Origin of the sequence: Flavobacterium sp., from assembly GCF_035456085.1 — a bacterium.
GTDB lineage: Bacteria > Bacteroidota > Bacteroidia > Flavobacteriales > Flavobacteriaceae > Flavobacterium.
Window position 1 is genome coordinate 1 of the sequence record NZ_DATIDY010000056.1, and the last position, 17,760, is coordinate 17,760.

Annotated in this window: 15 protein-coding genes and 1 pseudogene; 8 read left to right on the forward strand and 8 right to left on the reverse strand. The window is 34.4% G+C overall.

Features of this window, described 5'->3' with window-relative positions:
* The first annotated feature begins 121 nt into the window (after positions 1-121).
* The gene (locus VLC96_RS04545; RefSeq protein WP_325260904.1) at positions 122-559 is read left to right on the forward strand and encodes a retropepsin-like aspartic protease; all 438 of its coding nucleotides are present in this window, start codon (positions 122-124) and stop codon (positions 557-559) included.
* Here VLC96_RS04545 and VLC96_RS04550 read toward each other — a convergent pair.
* The 3 genes from VLC96_RS04550 to VLC96_RS04560 form a co-directional block, all read right to left on the reverse strand.
* Positions 534-1,769, reverse strand: coding sequence for a TCR/Tet family MFS transporter (locus tag VLC96_RS04550; RefSeq protein WP_325260905.1), 1,236 nt, complete (start codon positions 1,767-1,769; stop codon positions 534-536). The genes VLC96_RS04545 and VLC96_RS04550 overlap by 26 nt on opposite strands.
* Before the next feature lie 85 nt (positions 1,770-1,854).
* Positions 1,855-3,090 carry a 2-oxoglutarate dehydrogenase complex dihydrolipoyllysine-residue succinyltransferase gene (odhB, locus tag VLC96_RS04555; protein WP_325260907.1) on the reverse strand — a complete coding sequence of 412 codons (1,236 nt, stop codon included), beginning with the start codon at positions 3,088-3,090 and terminating at the stop codon, positions 1,855-1,857.
* Positions 3,091-3,176: 86 nt separating this feature from the next.
* Positions 3,177-5,948 carry a 2-oxoglutarate dehydrogenase E1 component gene (locus VLC96_RS04560; protein ID WP_325260908.1) on the reverse strand — a complete coding sequence of 924 codons (2,772 nt, stop codon included), beginning with the start codon at positions 5,946-5,948 and terminating at the stop codon, positions 3,177-3,179.
* Positions 5,949-6,066: 118 nt separating this feature from the next.
* On the opposite strand from VLC96_RS04560, the gene VLC96_RS04565 reads away from it, so the two are divergent.
* On the forward strand, positions 6,067-6,618 hold the full coding sequence (locus VLC96_RS04565; protein WP_325260909.1) for a hypothetical protein: 552 nt from the start codon (positions 6,067-6,069) through the stop codon (positions 6,616-6,618).
* 156 nt (positions 6,619-6,774) lie between these two features.
* On the opposite strand, the gene VLC96_RS04570 is transcribed toward VLC96_RS04565, so the two are convergent.
* Together VLC96_RS04570 and VLC96_RS04575 are read right to left on the reverse strand one after the other, a co-directional pair.
* Positions 6,775-7,128 (reverse strand): hypothetical protein, encoded by a 354-nt coding sequence (locus tag VLC96_RS04570; RefSeq protein WP_325260911.1) that lies wholly within the window; start codon positions 7,126-7,128, stop codon positions 6,775-6,777.
* A 111-nt stretch (positions 7,129-7,239) separates the two neighbouring features.
* Positions 7,240-8,214 (reverse strand): polyprenyl synthetase family protein, encoded by a 975-nt coding sequence (locus VLC96_RS04575; protein ID WP_325260922.1) that lies wholly within the window; start codon positions 8,212-8,214, stop codon positions 7,240-7,242.
* A gap of 274 nt (positions 8,215-8,488) precedes the next feature.
* Between VLC96_RS04575 and VLC96_RS04580 the strand changes: the two genes are divergently transcribed.
* The 5 genes from VLC96_RS04580 to VLC96_RS04600 all read left to right on the forward strand — a co-directional run bounded on the left by VLC96_RS04580 (position 8,489) and on the right by VLC96_RS04600 (position 15,418).
* Positions 8,489-9,007, forward strand: coding sequence for a YceI family protein (locus VLC96_RS04580; RefSeq protein WP_325260913.1), 519 nt, complete (start codon positions 8,489-8,491; stop codon positions 9,005-9,007).
* A 90-nt stretch (positions 9,008-9,097) separates the two neighbouring features.
* Entirely contained in the window at positions 9,098-9,703 is a 606-nt protein-coding gene (locus VLC96_RS04585; RefSeq protein ID WP_325260915.1) for a TetR/AcrR family transcriptional regulator, read from the forward strand.
* Complete coding sequence (locus VLC96_RS04590; RefSeq protein ID WP_325260916.1) at positions 9,700-11,040, forward strand: TolC family protein; 1,341 nt, start codon at positions 9,700-9,702, stop codon at positions 11,038-11,040. Before VLC96_RS04585 ends, VLC96_RS04590 begins: the two co-directional genes overlap by 4 nt.
* Positions 11,041-11,048: 8 nt before the next feature.
* A complete protein-coding gene (locus VLC96_RS04595; RefSeq protein ID WP_325260917.1) occupies positions 11,049-12,116 on the forward strand; it encodes an efflux RND transporter periplasmic adaptor subunit in 1,068 nt (355 codons plus the stop codon).
* Between the two features lie 125 nt (positions 12,117-12,241).
* Complete coding sequence (locus tag VLC96_RS04600; protein ID WP_325260918.1) at positions 12,242-15,418, forward strand: efflux RND transporter permease subunit; 3,177 nt, start codon at positions 12,242-12,244, stop codon at positions 15,416-15,418.
* A 128-nt stretch (positions 15,419-15,546) separates the two neighbouring features.
* Here the strand turns inward: VLC96_RS04600 and VLC96_RS04605 are convergent, their stop codons facing one another.
* From VLC96_RS04605 to VLC96_RS04615, 3 genes are all read right to left on the reverse strand, one after another.
* Positions 15,547-15,813 carry a hypothetical protein gene (locus tag VLC96_RS04605; protein ID WP_325260924.1) on the reverse strand — a complete coding sequence of 89 codons (267 nt, stop codon included), beginning with the start codon at positions 15,811-15,813 and terminating at the stop codon, positions 15,547-15,549.
* Positions 15,814-15,881: 68 nt separating this feature from the next.
* The gene (locus tag VLC96_RS04610) at positions 15,882-16,847 is read right to left on the reverse strand and encodes a hypothetical protein (protein WP_325260919.1); all 966 of its coding nucleotides are present in this window, start codon (positions 16,845-16,847) and stop codon (positions 15,882-15,884) included.
* Positions 16,847-17,236: a TM2 domain-containing protein gene (locus VLC96_RS04615; protein WP_325260921.1), complete on the reverse strand. Its 390-nt coding sequence runs from the start codon at positions 17,234-17,236 to the stop codon at positions 16,847-16,849. Before VLC96_RS04615 ends, VLC96_RS04610 begins: the two co-directional genes overlap by 1 nt.
* Positions 17,237-17,289: 53 nt before the next feature.
* Between VLC96_RS04615 and VLC96_RS04620 the strand changes: the two are divergent.
* Positions 17,290-17,760: pseudogene (locus VLC96_RS04620) on the forward strand (hypothetical protein); the annotation flags it as partial.

A 17,760-nucleotide genomic window follows, 5' to 3' on the forward strand; every position in this document is an offset into this window, starting at 1 on the left:
AAAATTCATCATCAGTTTCATATCTCAAAAACATATTTCAGCAAGAATTAAATTAGAAAAAATAATTCAATAATCCCATAAACTAATGCTATTTTTACTATACACAATAGCCATTTCCAATATGAAAAATCTACACGAAAAACTCAAAAAGGCAGATTACAAAAAAGTAAAGTTCACAATTACTAAAACCCAACACCTCCTAATCAAGGCAAAAATCAATGGTGTAAAAGGAAATTTCATATTGGACACAGGCGCTTCCAACAGTTGTGTGGGATTTGAAAGCATTGAATATTTTGCATTGAAAGCCGAAAATTCCAAAACCAAAGCTTCGGGTGCGGGAGCTACAGGCATGCTTACGCAAATGGCTTCGGGCAACAAACTCAAATTGGCCAAATGGAAGACGCGCAAGCTTGATCTTGTGATCTTCGATTTATCTCATGTTAACCAAGCTTTACGTCAATATAAAGTCAAACCTGTTCATGGTATCATCGGTGCCGATGTCCTGCTGAAAGGCAAAGGAATTATTGACTATTTCAATCATTGTTTGTATTTGAAGTAGTGTGCTTTTTTAGTGAAAAGTAAGCAACAACAGTACTCAACAACATCAAAATTCCTCCTAAAATGAACGGTGCTCCGGCAAATTTAAAAGGAACTGCGCTATGTGTAAAGTAATAAAATGTATTTGCCATCATTGGCGGACCAATAATTGATGATGCACTCATTAAACTCGTTAAAGTCCCTTGAATTTCTCCCTGTTCACTTGGTGATACTTTACTTGAAACCACTGATTGTAGTGCGGGACCAGCAATTCCTCCTAGACAATATGGAATTAAAAACACAAACATCATCCAGCTTTCGGTTGCAAAAGCAAACAATAACATTCCAATAGTATATAGTGCCAAACCGATATATATGCTCTTTTCGTTTCCTAATTTTGGATTAATCCAACGTACTAAAACGCCTTGTACAATTCCTACCAGCAAACCAATTATACCTAACGATATGCCTATCATCCGTTCATCCCAATTAAATTGATAAATCGTAAAGAAACTCCAATTGCTTTGAACAGCATGAGAACCCACATATAATAAGAATATCGCAACAATAAGACCAATTAATGTAGGATGCTTTTTCAAACCAATAATAGCGCCAATTGGATTAGCTCTTTTCCATTCGAAATCTCTTCTGTTTTCTTTTTTTAATGATTCGGGTAAAATGAAAAAGCCGTATAAAAAATTAACCATACACAAAACAGCTGCAGCATAAAAAGGAACTCTTGAACCATATTGTCCCAATAAGCCTCCAATAACTGGACCTACGATAAATCCTAATCCAAAAGCAGCCCCTACTAAACCAAAATTTTTAGCCCTGTTTTCGGCAGTACTCACATCTGCAATATATGCCGAGGCTGTAGTAATACTGGCTCCCGTAACACCAGCAATGATTCGGCCTATAAATAACCAGATAATAGTTGGAGAAAAAGCCAGCAAAAGATAATCTAAAGAAAATCCAAACAACGAAATTAAGATAATTGGTCTTCTGCCAAATTTATCGCTTAAATTCCCGATTACAGGAGCAAATACAAACTGCGTTATCGCATACGCAAACGTTAACCAGCCACCTATTTTGGCTGCTTCGCTAATATCACCATGAATAAGCTCTTCTATCAATTTTGGTATAACCGGAATGATAATTCCCCATCCAGTAATGTCGATTAACATCGTAATGAAGATGAAGCCAATCGCTGCAGATTTATTTTTTTGTAGCATAAAATTTGATCAAGAATACAAATAAACAAAAAAGACCGATGCTCTGAATAAAAACATCGGTCTTGTAAATTGAAATTATTTTAAACTATAGTTCCAATGCTTTTTTAGCATTTCCACCCATCAATAATTCTAATGGGTTTTCTAAAGCTTCTTTTACAGCAACTAAGAAACCAACAGACTCACGTCCGTCGATAATTCTGTGGTCATAAGAAAGCGCTACATACATCATTGGGTGAATTTCTACTTTACCGTTTACAGCGATTGGACGCTCGATGATGTTGTGCATTCCTAAGATTCCAGATTGAGGAGGGTTGATAATTGGTGTAGACAACATAGAACCAAATACACCACCGTTAGTGATTGTAAAAGTACCGCCAGTCATATCATCAACTGTGATTTGTCCGTCACGAGCTCTAAGTGCTAATCTTTTGATTTCAGCTTCAACTCCACGGAAAGTTAAGTTTTCAGCATTACGAACTACAGGAACCATCAATCCTTTTGGCCCAGAAACTGCAATAGAAATATCAGCGAAATCAAAAGCGATTTTGTGATCACCATCCATCATAGAGTTTACGTCTGGATACAATTCTAAAGCTCTTGTTACCGCTTTGGTAAAGAAAGACATATATCCTAAACCAAGTCCACCGTGTTTTGCTTTGAATGCATCTTTGTATTCATTACGAATCAAGTTGATTGGCGTCATGTTTACTTCGTTGAAAGTAGTCAACATTGCTGTCTCGTTTTTAGCAGAAACCAATCTTTCAGCTACTTTACGGCGCAACATTGATAATTTTGTACGTTCAACACCACGACTTCCACCTGTTGGAGTCCCCATAGAAGGTACTGCATTTACAGCATCATCTTTAGTTATTCTTCCACCTTTACCAGTTCCTGATACAGTTGCTGGGGCGATATTTTTTTCTTCTAATATTTTTTTAGCTGCCGGAGATGGAGTTCCAGCTGCATAAGAGGCTGCGGGTGCTGGCGTTGCTGCCACTGGTGCAGGTGCTGCTTTTGGTGCTTCAGTTGCTTTTGGCGCTTCAGCTACTGGAGCTGCTGCCGGAGCCGAACCTGATGGTTTAGCTGCATCAGTATCAATAAGACAAACTACTGCCCCAACTGCTACTGTATCACCTTCTTCAGCTTTTAATGTAATAACACCGCTCATTTCAGCTGGTAATTCAAGAGTTGCTTTATCTGAATCAACCTCAGCAATAGCTTGGTCTTTTTCTACATAATCACCATCTTTTACTAACCATGTTGCAATTTCTACTTCTTTAATTGATTCCCCTGGCGATGGGACTTTCATTTCTAAAATCATCTTATTCTTTGTTTAAAGTTTAATTTGTTTAAAGTTTCAAATTGGAATTAAACCTGAAACTTTAAACCTGAAACAATTCTTTTTTCTTATCTAAATAAATTTTTATCGAATACCATTCTGATAGCATCTGCATGGCGGCGTTTTGCTCTGGTATAACTTCCTGAAGCTGGTGCTGAATATGCTTTTAATGAAGCCAATCTCCATTTGATAAAATCAAAATTCATCAACATATAGCTGTAAGCTCCCATGTTTTTAGGCTCTTCTTGTGCCCATACATAGTCGTCTGCATTTGGATATTTAGCAATGATTTCTTTGATTTGCTCTGCAGGGAAAGGAAATAATTGCTCGATACGCACTACTGCTACATCATTTCTTCCGTTGTTTCCTCTTTCGGCAACAATATCATAGTAGAATTTACCTGTACAGAAAACTAATGTTTTTACATCCTTTTTGTTTACAGCTGCATCATCGATAGTTTCCTGGAAACTTCCATTTGCTAGTTCTTCTACTGTAGATACACATCTTGGGTCACGCAATAAACTTTTTGGAGAGAAAACTACCAACGGTTTACGGAAAGTTGTTTTCATTTGTCTTCTTAACAAATGGAAGAAGTTCGCTGGCGTTGTACAATCAGCAACATACATATTGTGACGGGCACAAAGTTGTAAATAACGTTCCATTCTTCCAGAAGAGTGCTCAGCTCCCTGTCCTTCGTATCCATGAGGCAATAACAAAACAATACCATTTTGGTTGTTCCATTTGTCTTCTCCACATGAAATATATTGGTCAATCATAATTTGCGCTCCATTAGAGAAATCTCCAAATTGTGCTTCCCAAATAGTCAATGAGTTTGGATTTGCTAATGCATAACCATAATCAAAACCAAGTACACCATACTCAGACAAATGTGAATTGAAAATATTGAAATTTCCTTTTTTGTTTTCGATTCCGTTCAACAAGATTACTTCTTCTTCAGAATCTTCTACTTTGACTACAGCATGACGGTGAGAGAATGTACCACGCTCTACGTCCTGACCTGAAACACGCACATCAAATCCTTCTGTCAAAAGTGAACCGTAAGCTAATGTTTCGGCAGTTCCCCAATCTATAGTATTGTTGTCGTATCCCGCTTTTCTGTCAGAAACAATTTTGGTTATCTTACTGATAAATTTTTTGTCTGCTGGTAATGTAGAAACTGTGTTAATAATAGAATCTAATGATTTTTTATCAAAAGTTGTATCTACTTTTTTCAACATGACATCATCAGAAACCTGGTTGAATCCTTTCCATTCATTTTGCATAAATGGGGTAATGATAGTCAAATTCTTTTTACGTGAAGCTTCTAAATTTTCTTCAAGATCCTTTTTATATTCTTTCTCAATTGCATTTACGTAATTAGCATCAATAACTCCTTCTGATAATAACTTTTCAGCATAAATATCTCTTGGGTTTTGATGTTTTGCTATGATTTTGTATAAAACTGGTTGAGTAAAACGAGGTTCGTCACCTTCGTTATGACCATATTTTCTATATCCTAATAAGTCGATAAATACATCACGACCATATTGCATTCTATAATCTAAAGCAAATGATACTGCATGAACAACTGCTTCTGCGTCATCAGCATTTACGTGTAATACTGGCGAAAGTGTTACTTTGGCAACATCAGTACAATAAGTAGACGAACGAGCATCTAAGTAATTAGTTGTAAAACCAACTTGGTTATTGATCACAATGTGAATAGTACCACCGGTTTTGTATCCGTCAAGCAATGACATTTGAATAATTTCATAAAGCAATCCTTGTCCTGCAATAGCAGCATCTCCGTGAACGGCAATTGGCAGAACTTTAGTAAAATCATTTGGGAAATATTTATCTTGTTTCGCTCTTGTAATACCTTCGATTACTGCGCCTACTGTTTCAAGATGTGAAGGGTTTGGAGCTAAATTGATGTTTATTTTCTTTCCAGACTTAGTCACTTTATCAGATGTAAGCCCTAAGTGGTATTTTACGTCTCCGTCAAAATATTCCTGATCGTAATCTTTTCCATCAAATTCTCCGAAGATATCCTGAGTGGATTTTCCGAAAATGTTAGCCAATACATTCAAACGGCCACGGTGAGCCATTCCCATTACGAATTGCTCTACTCCTTTTTCGGCAGCTTTTTCGATCAAAGCATCAAGAGCTGGAATTACAGACTCTCCTCCTTCTAATGAAAAACGTTTTTGCCCCACATATTTAGTATGCAAAAAGTTCTCAAAAGAAACAGCTTCATTTAATTTATTCAAAATAGCCTTTTTTTCATCTACAGAAAAATTTGGCTGATTTACGTTTACACTTAATTTATCCTGAATCCATTTTACAACGCCAGGATTTCTGATATACATATATTCAATACCGATATGTTGGCAATAAATAGATTTTAGACGATTTACAATATCTTGCAATGAACAAGCTGGCACACCAATGGCCTGAGCGGCATCAAAAACAGTTGACAAATCAGCAGATGATAGTCCAAAATTTTCAATATCTAAAGTTGGTGCATATGTTCTACGATCACGAACAGGATTTGTTTTAGTAAACAAATGCCCGCGTGTACGGTATGCATCAATTAATTTTAAAACATTAAATTCTTTTTGTAATTTATCTGAAACCAAACTACAATCTGCACCAGTCTCTACATATTCAACAATTCGTTGAACAGGGTTTTCGTCATTATAAGTTGTCATTCCAAAATCAAAACCTTGGAAAAAACTTCTCCAACTTGGCTCTACGCTATCTGGATTTTCTAAATATTGATCATATAATTGAGCAAAAAATTCGGTGTGTGCTGCGTTTAAAAATGAAAACCTATCCATAATATTTTTATTGAATATACTTTTGTTAAATAGTTCGGCAAAAATACAATAAAGCAATTATTTAAATCTATTTTTTTACGTACTTTTACGTAAAAATTTGTTAAAAAACGCCTCCAAGATGAAAAAAAACACGTCAACCAGCCTGTCAAAATTTATTTTTGTAGTAATTATACTGTTTATTAACGAAAACGTAATAGCTCAGTATTCGCAACCGCAACAATCGGCAAATCCTTTTTGGGAAAAAGTGCAATTTGGAGGTGGTTTAGGTATGAGTTTTGGAAGTGGTTATACTGATATTTCGATAGCTCCAAGTGCGATTTATAATTTCAATCAATATTTCGCTGCTGGACTTGGACTTCAAGGAAGTTATGTTTCGTCAAAAAATTATTATAGCTCCGGAATTTATGGGGTGAGTTTTTTAACGTACATCAATCCGATTCCTCAAATCCAGTTTTCTATAAATTTGAATGAATCTTATGTCAACAATCATTATGAATCATATTACGGCCAACCTGGCTATACCGACAACTTCTGGAATACCGCATTGTTTTTGGGCGCTGGTTATCGAACAGGAAATGTAACTGTTGGCGTTGCTTATAATGTATTGTTTGATGAAAATGACAATGTTTATGGTGATGCGCTGATGCCTTTTGTGAGAGCATACTTTTAAAGTTACTAAGATTCTGAGTAGCTAAGTTTCTAAGTTTTAAACCACAAAAAGAGCCCCTACAGATTTTTAAAACCTGTAGGGGCTTATATTTTAAGTTATTTAATTTTAAAGAAAACATTCGTAACTTAGCTACTCAGAATCTTAGAAACTTAGCAACTATTTATACTTATTCCTGAACCAAACCTTCTGCCATTCTCTTTTCAAAATTAAAAAAGCGACTTCTTCGGCAAGAATAACCAAATCAGAACCGTCCAGTTTTTTGATTTCGTTTTCGGAAACATCAATTATGTATAACAAATTGAGATATTCTGCAAATTTGTATTGAATGAGTCGGTAGATTTTTTCGTGCAATTGAACTTTTAATTCATCGGGAGTTATGCTTTTAGGGAAATCAACAGCCTCGTTGGCCAAATTGAAATCCTTGTTCAATTGAAGAATCAAATTAACGTAAAGCGCTTCGTTGTTGGCTTCTTGCAGTAATAAATCGGTATTTGCTGGCGCTATAAACATATTTTTCAATTTCAAATTTTCAATTTCAATGACAATTACAAAAATCAATAGCAATCAATGTAAAATTCAACTTTCAAAATTTATATTGTCATTGCCATTGATATTGAAATTTTATACTTTTCTACCCATCAGATTTTCCCCAAAAACTCTTAAAACCTCTTTTTTGGATGGATCAATATCCATTTTTTCTAAAGTCTCAAAAGCTTTAAAAGTATATTCTTTAATCGCTTTCTGAGTTGCTTCTGCAGCACCGGTTTGATTAAAAATAGCTTTTACTTTACTTATTTTTTGCTCATTATCATTAGAATGAATCGTAAATAAATCACTCAATTCCTGAGCTTGTTTTGCATCTGAATACTCAACTGCTTTCAAGTACAAATACGTTTTTTTATTTTCTATAATATCACCTCCAACTTGTTTTCCAAAAGTTTCCGGGTCACCAAAAGCGTCTAAATAATCATCTTGCAATTGGAAAGCTAACCCTAAGTGAAGTCCAAAATCGTAAATTAGATTGGCGTTTTCGGTTGAAGTATTTGCAACAATTGCGCCCATTTTCATCGCAGCTGCTACTAAAACAGCGGTTTTATATTCGATCATTTTGAGATATTCCGGAATTGTAACATCAGTGCGGGTTTCAAAATCAACGTCCCATTGTTGTCCTTCGCAAACTTCAAGAGCCGTTTTACTGAACAACTTGGCCAAATCCCTAAAAACATTTGGCTCGTATTGTTCAAAATATTGGTAAGCCAAAATGAGCATCGCATCTCCCGAAAGAATTCCGGTATTGATATCCCATCTTTCATGAACAGTTTGTTCGCCTCTTCGTAGAGGAGCATCATCCATAATATCATCGTGAACTAGTGAAAAATTATGAAAAACCTCAACAGCCATTGCTGCCGGAAGCGCTTTTTTATAATCGTCATCAAAAATTTCTGTTGTCATTAAAGTAAGCACGGGTCTCATTCTTTTTCCGCCTAAACTCAGAATATAATCTATTGGTATGTAAAGATTTTTGGGTTCTTTATTGATATTTTGACTTTCTAAATAAGTAATGAAAAATTCTTGATACTGATGAATCGCGTGCATAAAAATAAGATATAATTTACTTCCTGGAAGTTTAATAGGATTTGAAGGTTTCAAAGATACAATTCAAATATCAATTATTAAACTGAATATCAACACAAAATCCTCCTGTTGTTTTCTTAATAAAAAAAAATTAAAAAAAACATTGGAAACTTTATAGGTATTCAAAGTTTCCTTATTACATTTGCAGAACACAAGAAACTTTATTAGTGTTCAAAGTTTCCAAAATTCATTTAAAAATCAAATATTAGGAAATACTATTACTAAACTTATTATCATGGAAAATGCATGGGAGATTGATTCAAACGAATCAGACGTAATAATAAAAACTAAGCATTCGCTAATAAGCTACATGCCTGGGAAAAGAAACAATTTCAAAGGTCATGTCGCAATACAAAATAACGAAGTTGAGGACGCTTCAATAGAATTTTCTTTTAATGTAAATGATAAAAGCATAGCTTCAGAGGAAAATGAAGATTCTAAATTCACAGAATCATTCAACAATAACGAAGGTCCTTTGATACAATTTAAGTCTACTTCTTTTCAAAAAATAAACAACAACATCAACTTCCTGAAAGGATTTTTAACTATTAAAAACATCACCAAAGTTGTCGAATTAGATACCGAGTTTTTAGGCTTCAACAATTATGATGGTGTCGAGAAAGCTTCATTTGAAATCACGGGAAATATAAACCGTAACGATTTTGGATTGAATCGAAATCTGCTTCGCAAAAATAAATACACACCGGTGAGTAAGGAAATTAAACTTATTGCCAATTTAGAATTTACACACTAATTATTTACAGTAACAAATCAAACTCATTTATTAAACTAACTATTGAAGTGTGATTCCTGATCAAACTTCGATAGGAAAAGTTATCTCATAATGAAAGAAAAAATTATAATAAAAGCCAATCAGATGTTTCTTAAACAAGGTTTTAAGAGCGTAACAATGGATGATATTGCTAATGAAATGGCTATTTCGAAAAAAACAATTTACCAACATTTTTCAAATAAAATCGAATTGATTGAGGCCGCAACACAGTATCTGTTTGAAACTATATCGTGTGGCGTTGATGAGATTTACGCTCTAGACAAAAACCCAATCGAAGAAATGTTCATTATAAAAGATTTTGTATTAACAAAACTAAAAGATGAAGATTCATCATCTATTTATCAATTACATAAGTTTTACCCACAAATTCATAAAGAATTGATGTTAAAACAATTCGATAAAATGGGAGTTTGTGTTGTTGCCAATCTACAAAAGGGTGTCGACCAAGGATTGTTTAGACCAAACATGAACATTGAACTCATTGCTCGTTTTTATTACGCAGCCATGACAAACCTCAAAGATTTAGAGATTTTTCAGCCGGAAAAATTCAATCCAAAAACAGTTCAGGAAACTTATTTAGAATATCACCTTAGATCGATTTGTACCGAGAAAGGCTTAACCATATTAGAACATTTATTAAACTCAACTATATCATGAAGAGAATACTTTTATTAACATTCTTAAGCTTTGCTCTTACTGCGCAATCTCAAACAGCAGTACAGCCACTGACTTTAAAAGCGGCGATTACATACGCACTTGAGAACAAAGCCGAAGCCAAAAAAGCAAAATTAGAAATAGAAAACAGCGAATACAAAATTCAAGAAATCCGTTCGAGAGCTTTACCGCAAATCGCTGCCAACGGAAGTTTAACCTATAACCCTATTTTACAAACCAATGTAATTGATGGCGCCTTTTTTGGAGCACCAGGAACTTCAAAACAGATTTCTTTTGGGCAAAATTGGACTTCGGGAGCTGGAGTTTCGTTGAACCAAACGATTTTCGACGAAGCCGTATTTACCGGTTTGAGGGCCGCGAAATCAACTCGTGAATTTTACCAAATCAACGATCAACTGACCGAAGAGCAAGTGATTGAAAGAGTAGCCAACAACTATTATTCGGTTTACGTGCTACGAGAAAGGCTGACTTTATTGGACAGCAATTATGTGAATACCACAAAAGTTCGCGACATCGTAAAAGGGCAATTCGACAATGGTTTGGCCAAAAAAATTGATTTGGATCGTATCATCGTAAAATTGTCAAACATCGATACTGATAGACAACAAATCAAGAATCAAATTGATTTACAGGAAAATGCTTTGAAGTTTTATATGGGAATGCCAATTGAAGCAAAAATCGAAATCCCAAGAACCGAATTTGAAGTAACACCACATGCATTGACAGAAACTCCAAATACGGCAAACCGATCTGAATATTTGCTTTTGAAAAAACAGGAAGAATTATTAGAATACAATAAAGCTGCCGTAAAAGCTGAATATTACCCGACACTTTCGTTGGTTGCCGGATATAACTTCATTGGACAAGGACCTGAAATGCCTTGGTTTGCAAAACCTAAAGATGGTGTGTATTGGTCGGATTACTCTGCAATTGGATTGAATATGAGAGTGCCTATTTTTAACGGTTTTGGAACCCGAGCCAGAGTTAGACAGGCTGATGTTCAAATTCGTTCGCTGCAAGAAGACATCAAAGACACGCAGCTTGCCTTGGATTTGGATTACAGAAATGCGAAAACTCAAATAGAGAATAATATTAAAACCATTCAAACCCAAAAAGAGAACATGCGATTGGCTGGGGATATTTTGAGCAACACCAAAAACAATTACCTTCAAGGTTTAGCTTCATTAACAGATTTACTGGATGCCGAAAACGCATCACTCGAAGCACAAAACAACTATACCAGAGCAGTATTAGCCTATAAAATAGCAGAAATAACATTAATCAAATCAAAAGGAGAACTTAAAAACCTATTAAACTAAATAATAAGATGAAAAAGAATATAATAACCGCAGTTGTAATTTTGGGAGCATTGGCACTTATTGCTTTTACTTTAAATAAAAACAAAAAAGCAAACGCAGAAAAAATCGCCATTGTTGCTGAGAAAAATGCAAGTGTTGCTGTAAAAACTGAAGCAGTAAAAAGAGAAGAAGTCTCTCTTGATTTTGTTGCCAATGGAAATTTTGAACCTACACAGGAACTTACTTTTTCTGCTGAAAAATCTGGAAAAATAGTTCAAGTTTTGGCTAAAGAAGGTGACCACGTAACTGTAGGTCAAACATTAGCAGTTATGAGAGGTGATGTTATTAATGTAAATGCTCAAGCCGTTGAAGTTGCTTACATGAATGCAAAATCAGATTACAGCCGTTTTGAAAATGCGTACAAAACAGGAGGAGTTACCAAACAACAATTGGATCAGGCAAAAGTAGCGTTGACAAATGCTGAAGCTAATTACAAACAATCCAGAATCAACATTGGGGATACACGTATTAAAGCTCCAATAAACGGAATCATCAACAAAAAATATATCGAACCAGGATCTATTATTTCTGCTACACCAGCAACAGCTTTGTTTGATATTGTAAATGTTTCTAAACTAAAACTTACTGTTACAGTTGACGAAAGCCAAGTAGCAAGTTTAAGAATTGGAAATACTATCGCTATAAAAACAAGTGTTTATCCAGACAAAACATTTTCAGGAAAAATCACTTTCATCGCTGCAAAAGCAGATAGTAATTTGAATTTCCCTGTAGAAATCGAAGTTGTAAATAATGCCAACAACGACATCAAAGCGGGTATGTACGGAACTGCAGAATTTAAATCGGCACAACAAAAAAGAATCATGACTACGGTTCCAAGAAATGCATTCGTAGGAAGTGTAAGCAGCAACCAAGTGTTTGTTGTAGAAAATGGAATCGCTAAATTAAAAACAGTTACTGCCGGTAAAATTTTAGGTGATAAAGTAGAAATCTTAAGTGGTTTATCAGAAGGGGAAACTGTAATAACAACTGGTCAGATTAATTTACAAGACGGAAATACGGTAGAAATTATTAAATAGGCAAAAGTAATTAGGCAAAAGCCATAAGTAAAAGATTTTTTAACAATTAAAATAAAAATGCATATAGTGCTAGTTCTCTACTACTAATGCCTTTTGCCTAATGGCTAATAACTAAAACAAAATATATGAAATTAGCAGAAATATCCATAAAACGTCCTTCGTTAGTGATCGTATTGTTTACGATCCTGATTCTGGGAGGACTATTTAGTTACAAACAATTAGGGTATGAATTGATCCCTAAGTTTGACATGAATGTAATTACTATTGCAACTGTCTATCCTGGAGCTTCTCCAAGTGAGGTTGAAAATACAGTTACCAAAAAAGTCGAAGATGCGATTGCTTCTATAGAAAATATCAAAAAAATCGATTCCAAATCATACGAAAGTCTTTCTGTTGTAACCATCACATTAACTTCCAATGCCAAAGTGGATGTTTCTATGAATGATGCGCAACGAAAAATAAACGCCATTATTAGTGATTTACCCGATGATGCCAAAACGCCATCGCTTAATAAATTTTCTTTAAGTGACATGCCAATTATTACTCTTGGTGCGAATGGAAAAATGGATGAAGCAGCATTTTACGATTTGATCGATAAAAAAATTGCTCCTGTTTTGTCCCGTGTTCAAGGTGTGGCTCAAGTAAACATTATTGGTGGTCAGGAACGCGAAATTCAAGTAAACCTTGATGCCAAAAAAATGCAGGGATATGGTTTATCTGTACCACAAGTGCAACAACTTATCTTGTCATCAAATTTGGATTTCCCTACCGGAAGTATCCAAACCAGAAATCAAAAAATATTAATTCGTTTAGCGGGTAAATACAAAAACGTTGAAGAATTAAGAAACTTGGTAATTTCATCTGCAAATGGAGCTCAAATCCGTTTACAAGATATTGCCGATGTACAAGACACTCAAAAACTGGCTGAAAAAATTGCCCGTGTTGATCAAAAAAGTGCGATTATTTTACAAATCATCAAACAATCAGATGCTAATGCTGTAGCAGTAAGTGAATTGGTTGCCAAAACTATTACCAAATTAGAGAATGATTATAAATCAAATCATTTAGAACTAAAAACGGCTAAAGACAGTACAATTTTTACGTTAGAAGCAGCAGAATCTGTATTACATGATTTATTTTTTGCTGTATTATTGGTAGCATTCGTAATGTTGTTCTTCTTACATAGTGTTCGAAACTCTTTGATTGTAATGGTATCGATTCCGGCTTCGTTAATTGCAACTTTCATCGGGATTTATCTTTTAGGATATACTTTGAACTTAATGAGTTTACTTGGTCTTTCATTAGTAGTAGGTATTCTTGTGGACGATGCGATTGTAGTTTTGGAAAATATTTACAGGCACATGGAAATGGGCAAAAGCCGTATCCGTGCTTCTTATGACGGAACTGCCGAAATTGGAGGAACTGTAACTTCAATTACTTTGGTAATTGTGGTGGTATTTTTACCAATTGCAATGAGTTCAGGATTGGTATCTAATATTATTACGCAATTCTGTATGACCGTAGTAATTTCGACTTTATTATCTCTTTTGGCTTCGTTTACAATTATTCCTTGGTTGTCTTCTCGCTTTGGAAAACTAGAACATTTAGAAGGTAAAAACCTATTCGAAAGAACTATTCTTGGATTCGAAAATTTATTAACTCGTTTTACCAATTGGGTTACCGAAATACTAGAATGGTGTCTGGATCATTATTGGAAAACCATTGGAGTTGTAGTTGTATTATTCTTTGCATCAACTATAGGTTTAGTTGGTGGTGGATTTATTGGAGGTGAGTTTTTCGCATCTTCAGATAGTGGTGAGTTTTTAGTTCAAATTGAAATGCCAAAAGACGCTTCGGTTGAACAAACCAACTTTATGACGCAAAAAGCAGAAGCGTATTTGAAACAACAGAAATACGTTAAGAGTCAATTTACCACTATTGGACAAACTTCTGAAGGAATGGGAGCTTCTCAAGCGACTGCCTACAAATCGGAAATTGACGTTCAAATGATTGACCAAAAAGATCGTACCGATGATGCTATGGTATATGCTGCAAAAATCAAACGTCAGTTGCAATCTGTTTTAGTTGGTGCCAAAGTAAAAACAGTTCCAGTTGGTATTACTGGTACTGCTCAAAATGCTACTTTGGGATTAATTGTAACAGGTTCAAGTACGGAAAGTGCAATGGCCTTTGCAAAATTAGCAGAAGCAGAATTAAGAAAAATCCCTGGAACTACCGAAATCAAATTAACCGTTGAAGACGGAAATCCAGAAGTAGATGTTAAAGTAGATCGTGATAAAATGTCGGCTTTGGGGTTGACATTGCAAACTGTTGGTATGACGATGCAAACTGCTTTCAGTGGTAACACAGATGGAAAATACAGAGCTGGTGATTATGAATATGATATCAACATCAAATACAATGCTTTTGATAGAAAAAACATTACTGATGTTAGTAATCTGATTTTTATAAACAATCAAGGTCAACAAATCAAATTATCACAATTTGCGACTATTACCGAAGGTTCCGGACCAAGTCAATTGGAACGTAGAGACAAATCGGCTTCGGTTACTGTTCAAGGTCAAAACGTGGGGGTTCCAACTGGAACTATCGTTCAACAATGGCAAAAGCAATTGGATAAACTGAAAAAACCAACCGGTGTAGATTACATTTGGGGTGGAGATCAGGAAAACCAATCCGAAGGTTTTGGTACTTTAGGAATTGCATTGTTAGCCGCTATTATTTTGGTTTACTTAATTATGGTTGGATTGTATGACAGTTTTGCTCACCCGTTTGTGGTACTATTTGCTATTCCGCTGTCGTTCATTGGAGCGATGTTAGCACTGGCATTAACTAACAAAACATTAAACATCTTTACCATTTTGGGTATTATCATGTTGATTGGTCTGGTGTGTAAGAATGCAATCATGCTTGTCGATTATACCAATCAACGAAGAAAAGCTGGTGAAACAATCCGTAAAGCTTTAATTCAAGCGAATCATGCTCGTTTACGTCCGATCTTGATGACGACAATCGCGATGGTTTTCGGTATGTTCCCGATTGCATTGGCTTCTGGAGCTGGTGCTGAATGGAAAAATGGTTTGGCTTGGGTAATTATTGGAGGATTGATTTCATCTTTATTCCTAACCTTAATCATTGTTCCGGTTATCTATGAAATGATGGAAAAATTAATTGCGAAATTCTCTAAAGGAGAAAAAATCGATTACGAAGCCGAAATGGTTGCTGACTATGTTCATGAAGAATTAAGTGAAGACGGTTTTAATCCAAAGCATACACATTAATACTTTATAATACTCATCTTAATAATAATTCAAAAGCCTGTTCAAATTAATGAACAGGCTTTTTTTGTTATGTTTAATATGTGATATTTTTCATCACAAATTAGCGTAGTATTTCTATTTAAATATCTTTAATCCGATTCGCTACTGTTTTTTTGCTGGTTCATTTTGGTAACCAAAGCTTTCATCCGTGCTGCCTTATCTCTTTTCTCTTCTTGAAGCTTTGCTTTTTTCCGATTGAGCAGTTTGGTGTGCAAAGCCTTGTTTTTCGTGTTTTTTTCAGGTCCTTTTGGCATGATCTCTATTTCATATAATTTCTTTGCAAAGATACAAAAGACTGCTCTTTTCCAGATAAATCTATCAATAAAACAAATCCTGAATCTCTCAACAGAGTTCATAAAGGGATTTTTTTTAGCACAAAAAAGGCTGCCAAATTAATGACAGCCTTTATAAAAATAGTATTTATTTACTTTATAGAACTACTTAATTCGCTTAGATCTTTAGCTTTGATATTGTAGCTCATAATGTCATATTCTCTGTAAACAACCTCACCTGTTCTACCGTTTACAACACTAATGAATTTCTGTGAATTCACTTTGGTATACATTAAATAATAAAAGTCTTCTGTTGCATTTAAGATTTTCTCATTAAGCTTGTCTGTATCTATGAATTCTGACTTATAGCTGTATTTTTTAAGTAAATCATCAGGGCTTTCTCTTTCAGAATCAGTTCCTCTAAAGGCATCATATTTTGTTTTAAGATAATCCGGAATATAAAGAGTCGAAGTTTTTAATGCTTTTATCTTCTTTTTATCATAATCTGAAGCGTAAGCAAAACTGTACCATTCATCTTTAAGCGTAGTATTAACAAATTGGAGGTAATTTTTCATAAAACCTAATTTATAGTTATATAGGTTTTCACCTAAATTATAAAATGTTTTACTGTTAATCATTCCCCACATACCTTCTGCATTACCGCCAAAAAAAATAGCTGCTACTTCATTCGTATCATATTTTGTTTTGTCGTTTTTGACTTTAATATCAGAGTAATAATAATACTTATAAAATAGATGCAAATACTCGTTAGTTATCCCAGAAGTACCTGGTGCAGGACTGCTGGTGACAACATCTCCTTTAAACTCAAAAATAGCATATTCCTCAGTGAGATAATTTTCCTTTGTTTTTTCATAATCTTCTCTGGAAACAACAATGTATTTGTTTAGATCCCAAAACGAACTGAGCATTTTTTCAAACTCGGGAACTTTAAAATCATCGATTACAAAAACAGTTTTTTTTGCTTTAATAATTTTATAATCTCCCTTTTTAAAATCGTCAAAAGGTCCACGATGGCTTCTGCCAACAGAAATTTGAGCTGTAACCGATAAGCTTACCAACAGAATTGATAAGCTTATAAATTTCTTGGCTGTTACCATTAAAAGAACGATTTTTTATATCTTCCTTGAGGATTCATTCCACCACAACATATTCTAATGATATCCACTAATAACCATATACCAATACCTCCTAAAGTGAAAATAAAAAATATGTTTATTACAGTTGGTGTTCCTAAATACCATCTATGGGCAGCTAATAAACCTAATGTTAAAGCAAGAACTAATGCAATTCCTTGACTTTTTTGGTCCGACACTACTGCAGAAAAGGATGCATTGTCATCTTCATTATCAGCAGCTGCTACTGTATTAGAATTCGTGTTTTCAATTTTATTTGCAACAGGCTGAACTCTCTCTACTGGAAATGAGGCAAATACAAAATTGGTAAAAAAGGCAAAAAATAAAAGGGGGGCAAAAATTTTAAATTTCATTTTTAAAGGTTTTATTTGTTGTTAAATGCCCGCAAATATAGAGTAATTACCCAATGAAAAATTTCTTTTTAGTACTATTTTTTCTAATAAATTCATCCTTGATTTTTTCTCAGGAATATGAGTTTACTGGTTTATTAAAACTCAATAAAACCACAATTATATCCTATCATTTGGCTTTTACAGAACGTGATGGCAAAATTTCTGGTCAATCGATTACGGATCTTGGAGGTGATAATGAAACAAAAAATAAAATAGAAGGATTTTATAATAAAAAGACAAATGAATTTAGTTTTACCGAGAAAAACATCATCTACTCAAAATCCAAAATAGTTACAAATGATTTCTGTTATTTGAGTTATACCAGCAAATTAAAACTAACTGAGAAGCAGAAAAAAATTTCCGGGAAATTTAAAAGCTTTTTTAAAGATGGAAAAGCGTGTTTAAATGGAGAGATAGATTTGATTGAATTCAAAAAAGCTCAAAAAAAGATTCACAAAATGAATTCAAAAATTCAGAATTCAAAA

Coding starts and splice junctions, on each gene's coding strand:
- VLC96_RS04600 (WP_325260918.1), top strand. CDS start 12,242: ATGAAATTAGCAGAAATATCCATAAAACGTCCTTCGTTAGTGATCGTA.
- VLC96_RS04565 (WP_325260909.1), top strand. CDS start 6,067: ATGAAAAAAAACACGTCAACCAGCCTGTCAAAATTTATTTTTGTAGTA.
- odhB (WP_325260907.1), bottom strand. CDS start 3,090: ATGATTTTAGAAATGAAAGTCCCATCGCCAGGGGAATCAATTAAAGAA.
- VLC96_RS04610 (WP_325260919.1), bottom strand. CDS start 16,847: ATGGTAACAGCCAAGAAATTTATAAGCTTATCAATTCTGTTGGTAAGC.
- VLC96_RS04590 (WP_325260916.1), top strand. CDS start 9,700: ATGAAGAGAATACTTTTATTAACATTCTTAAGCTTTGCTCTTACTGCG.
- VLC96_RS04595 (WP_325260917.1), top strand. CDS start 11,049: ATGAAAAAGAATATAATAACCGCAGTTGTAATTTTGGGAGCATTGGCA.
- VLC96_RS04585 (WP_325260915.1), top strand. CDS start 9,098: ATGAAAGAAAAAATTATAATAAAAGCCAATCAGATGTTTCTTAAACAA.
- VLC96_RS04580 (WP_325260913.1), top strand. CDS start 8,489: ATGGAAAATGCATGGGAGATTGATTCAAACGAATCAGACGTAATAATA.
- VLC96_RS04575 (WP_325260922.1), bottom strand. CDS start 8,214: ATGCACGCGATTCATCAGTATCAAGAATTTTTCATTACTTATTTAGAA.
- VLC96_RS04550 (WP_325260905.1), bottom strand. CDS start 1,769: ATGCTACAAAAAAATAAATCTGCAGCGATTGGCTTCATCTTCATTACG.
- VLC96_RS04560 (WP_325260908.1), bottom strand. CDS start 5,948: ATGGATAGGTTTTCATTTTTAAACGCAGCACACACCGAATTTTTTGCT.
- VLC96_RS04545 (WP_325260904.1), top strand. CDS start 122: ATGAAAAATCTACACGAAAAACTCAAAAAGGCAGATTACAAAAAAGTA.
- VLC96_RS04570 (WP_325260911.1), bottom strand. CDS start 7,128: ATGTTTATAGCGCCAGCAAATACCGATTTATTACTGCAAGAAGCCAAC.
- VLC96_RS04615 (WP_325260921.1), bottom strand. CDS start 17,236: ATGAAATTTAAAATTTTTGCCCCCCTTTTATTTTTTGCCTTTTTTACC.
- VLC96_RS04605 (WP_325260924.1), bottom strand. CDS start 15,813: ATGAACTCTGTTGAGAGATTCAGGATTTGTTTTATTGATAGATTTATC.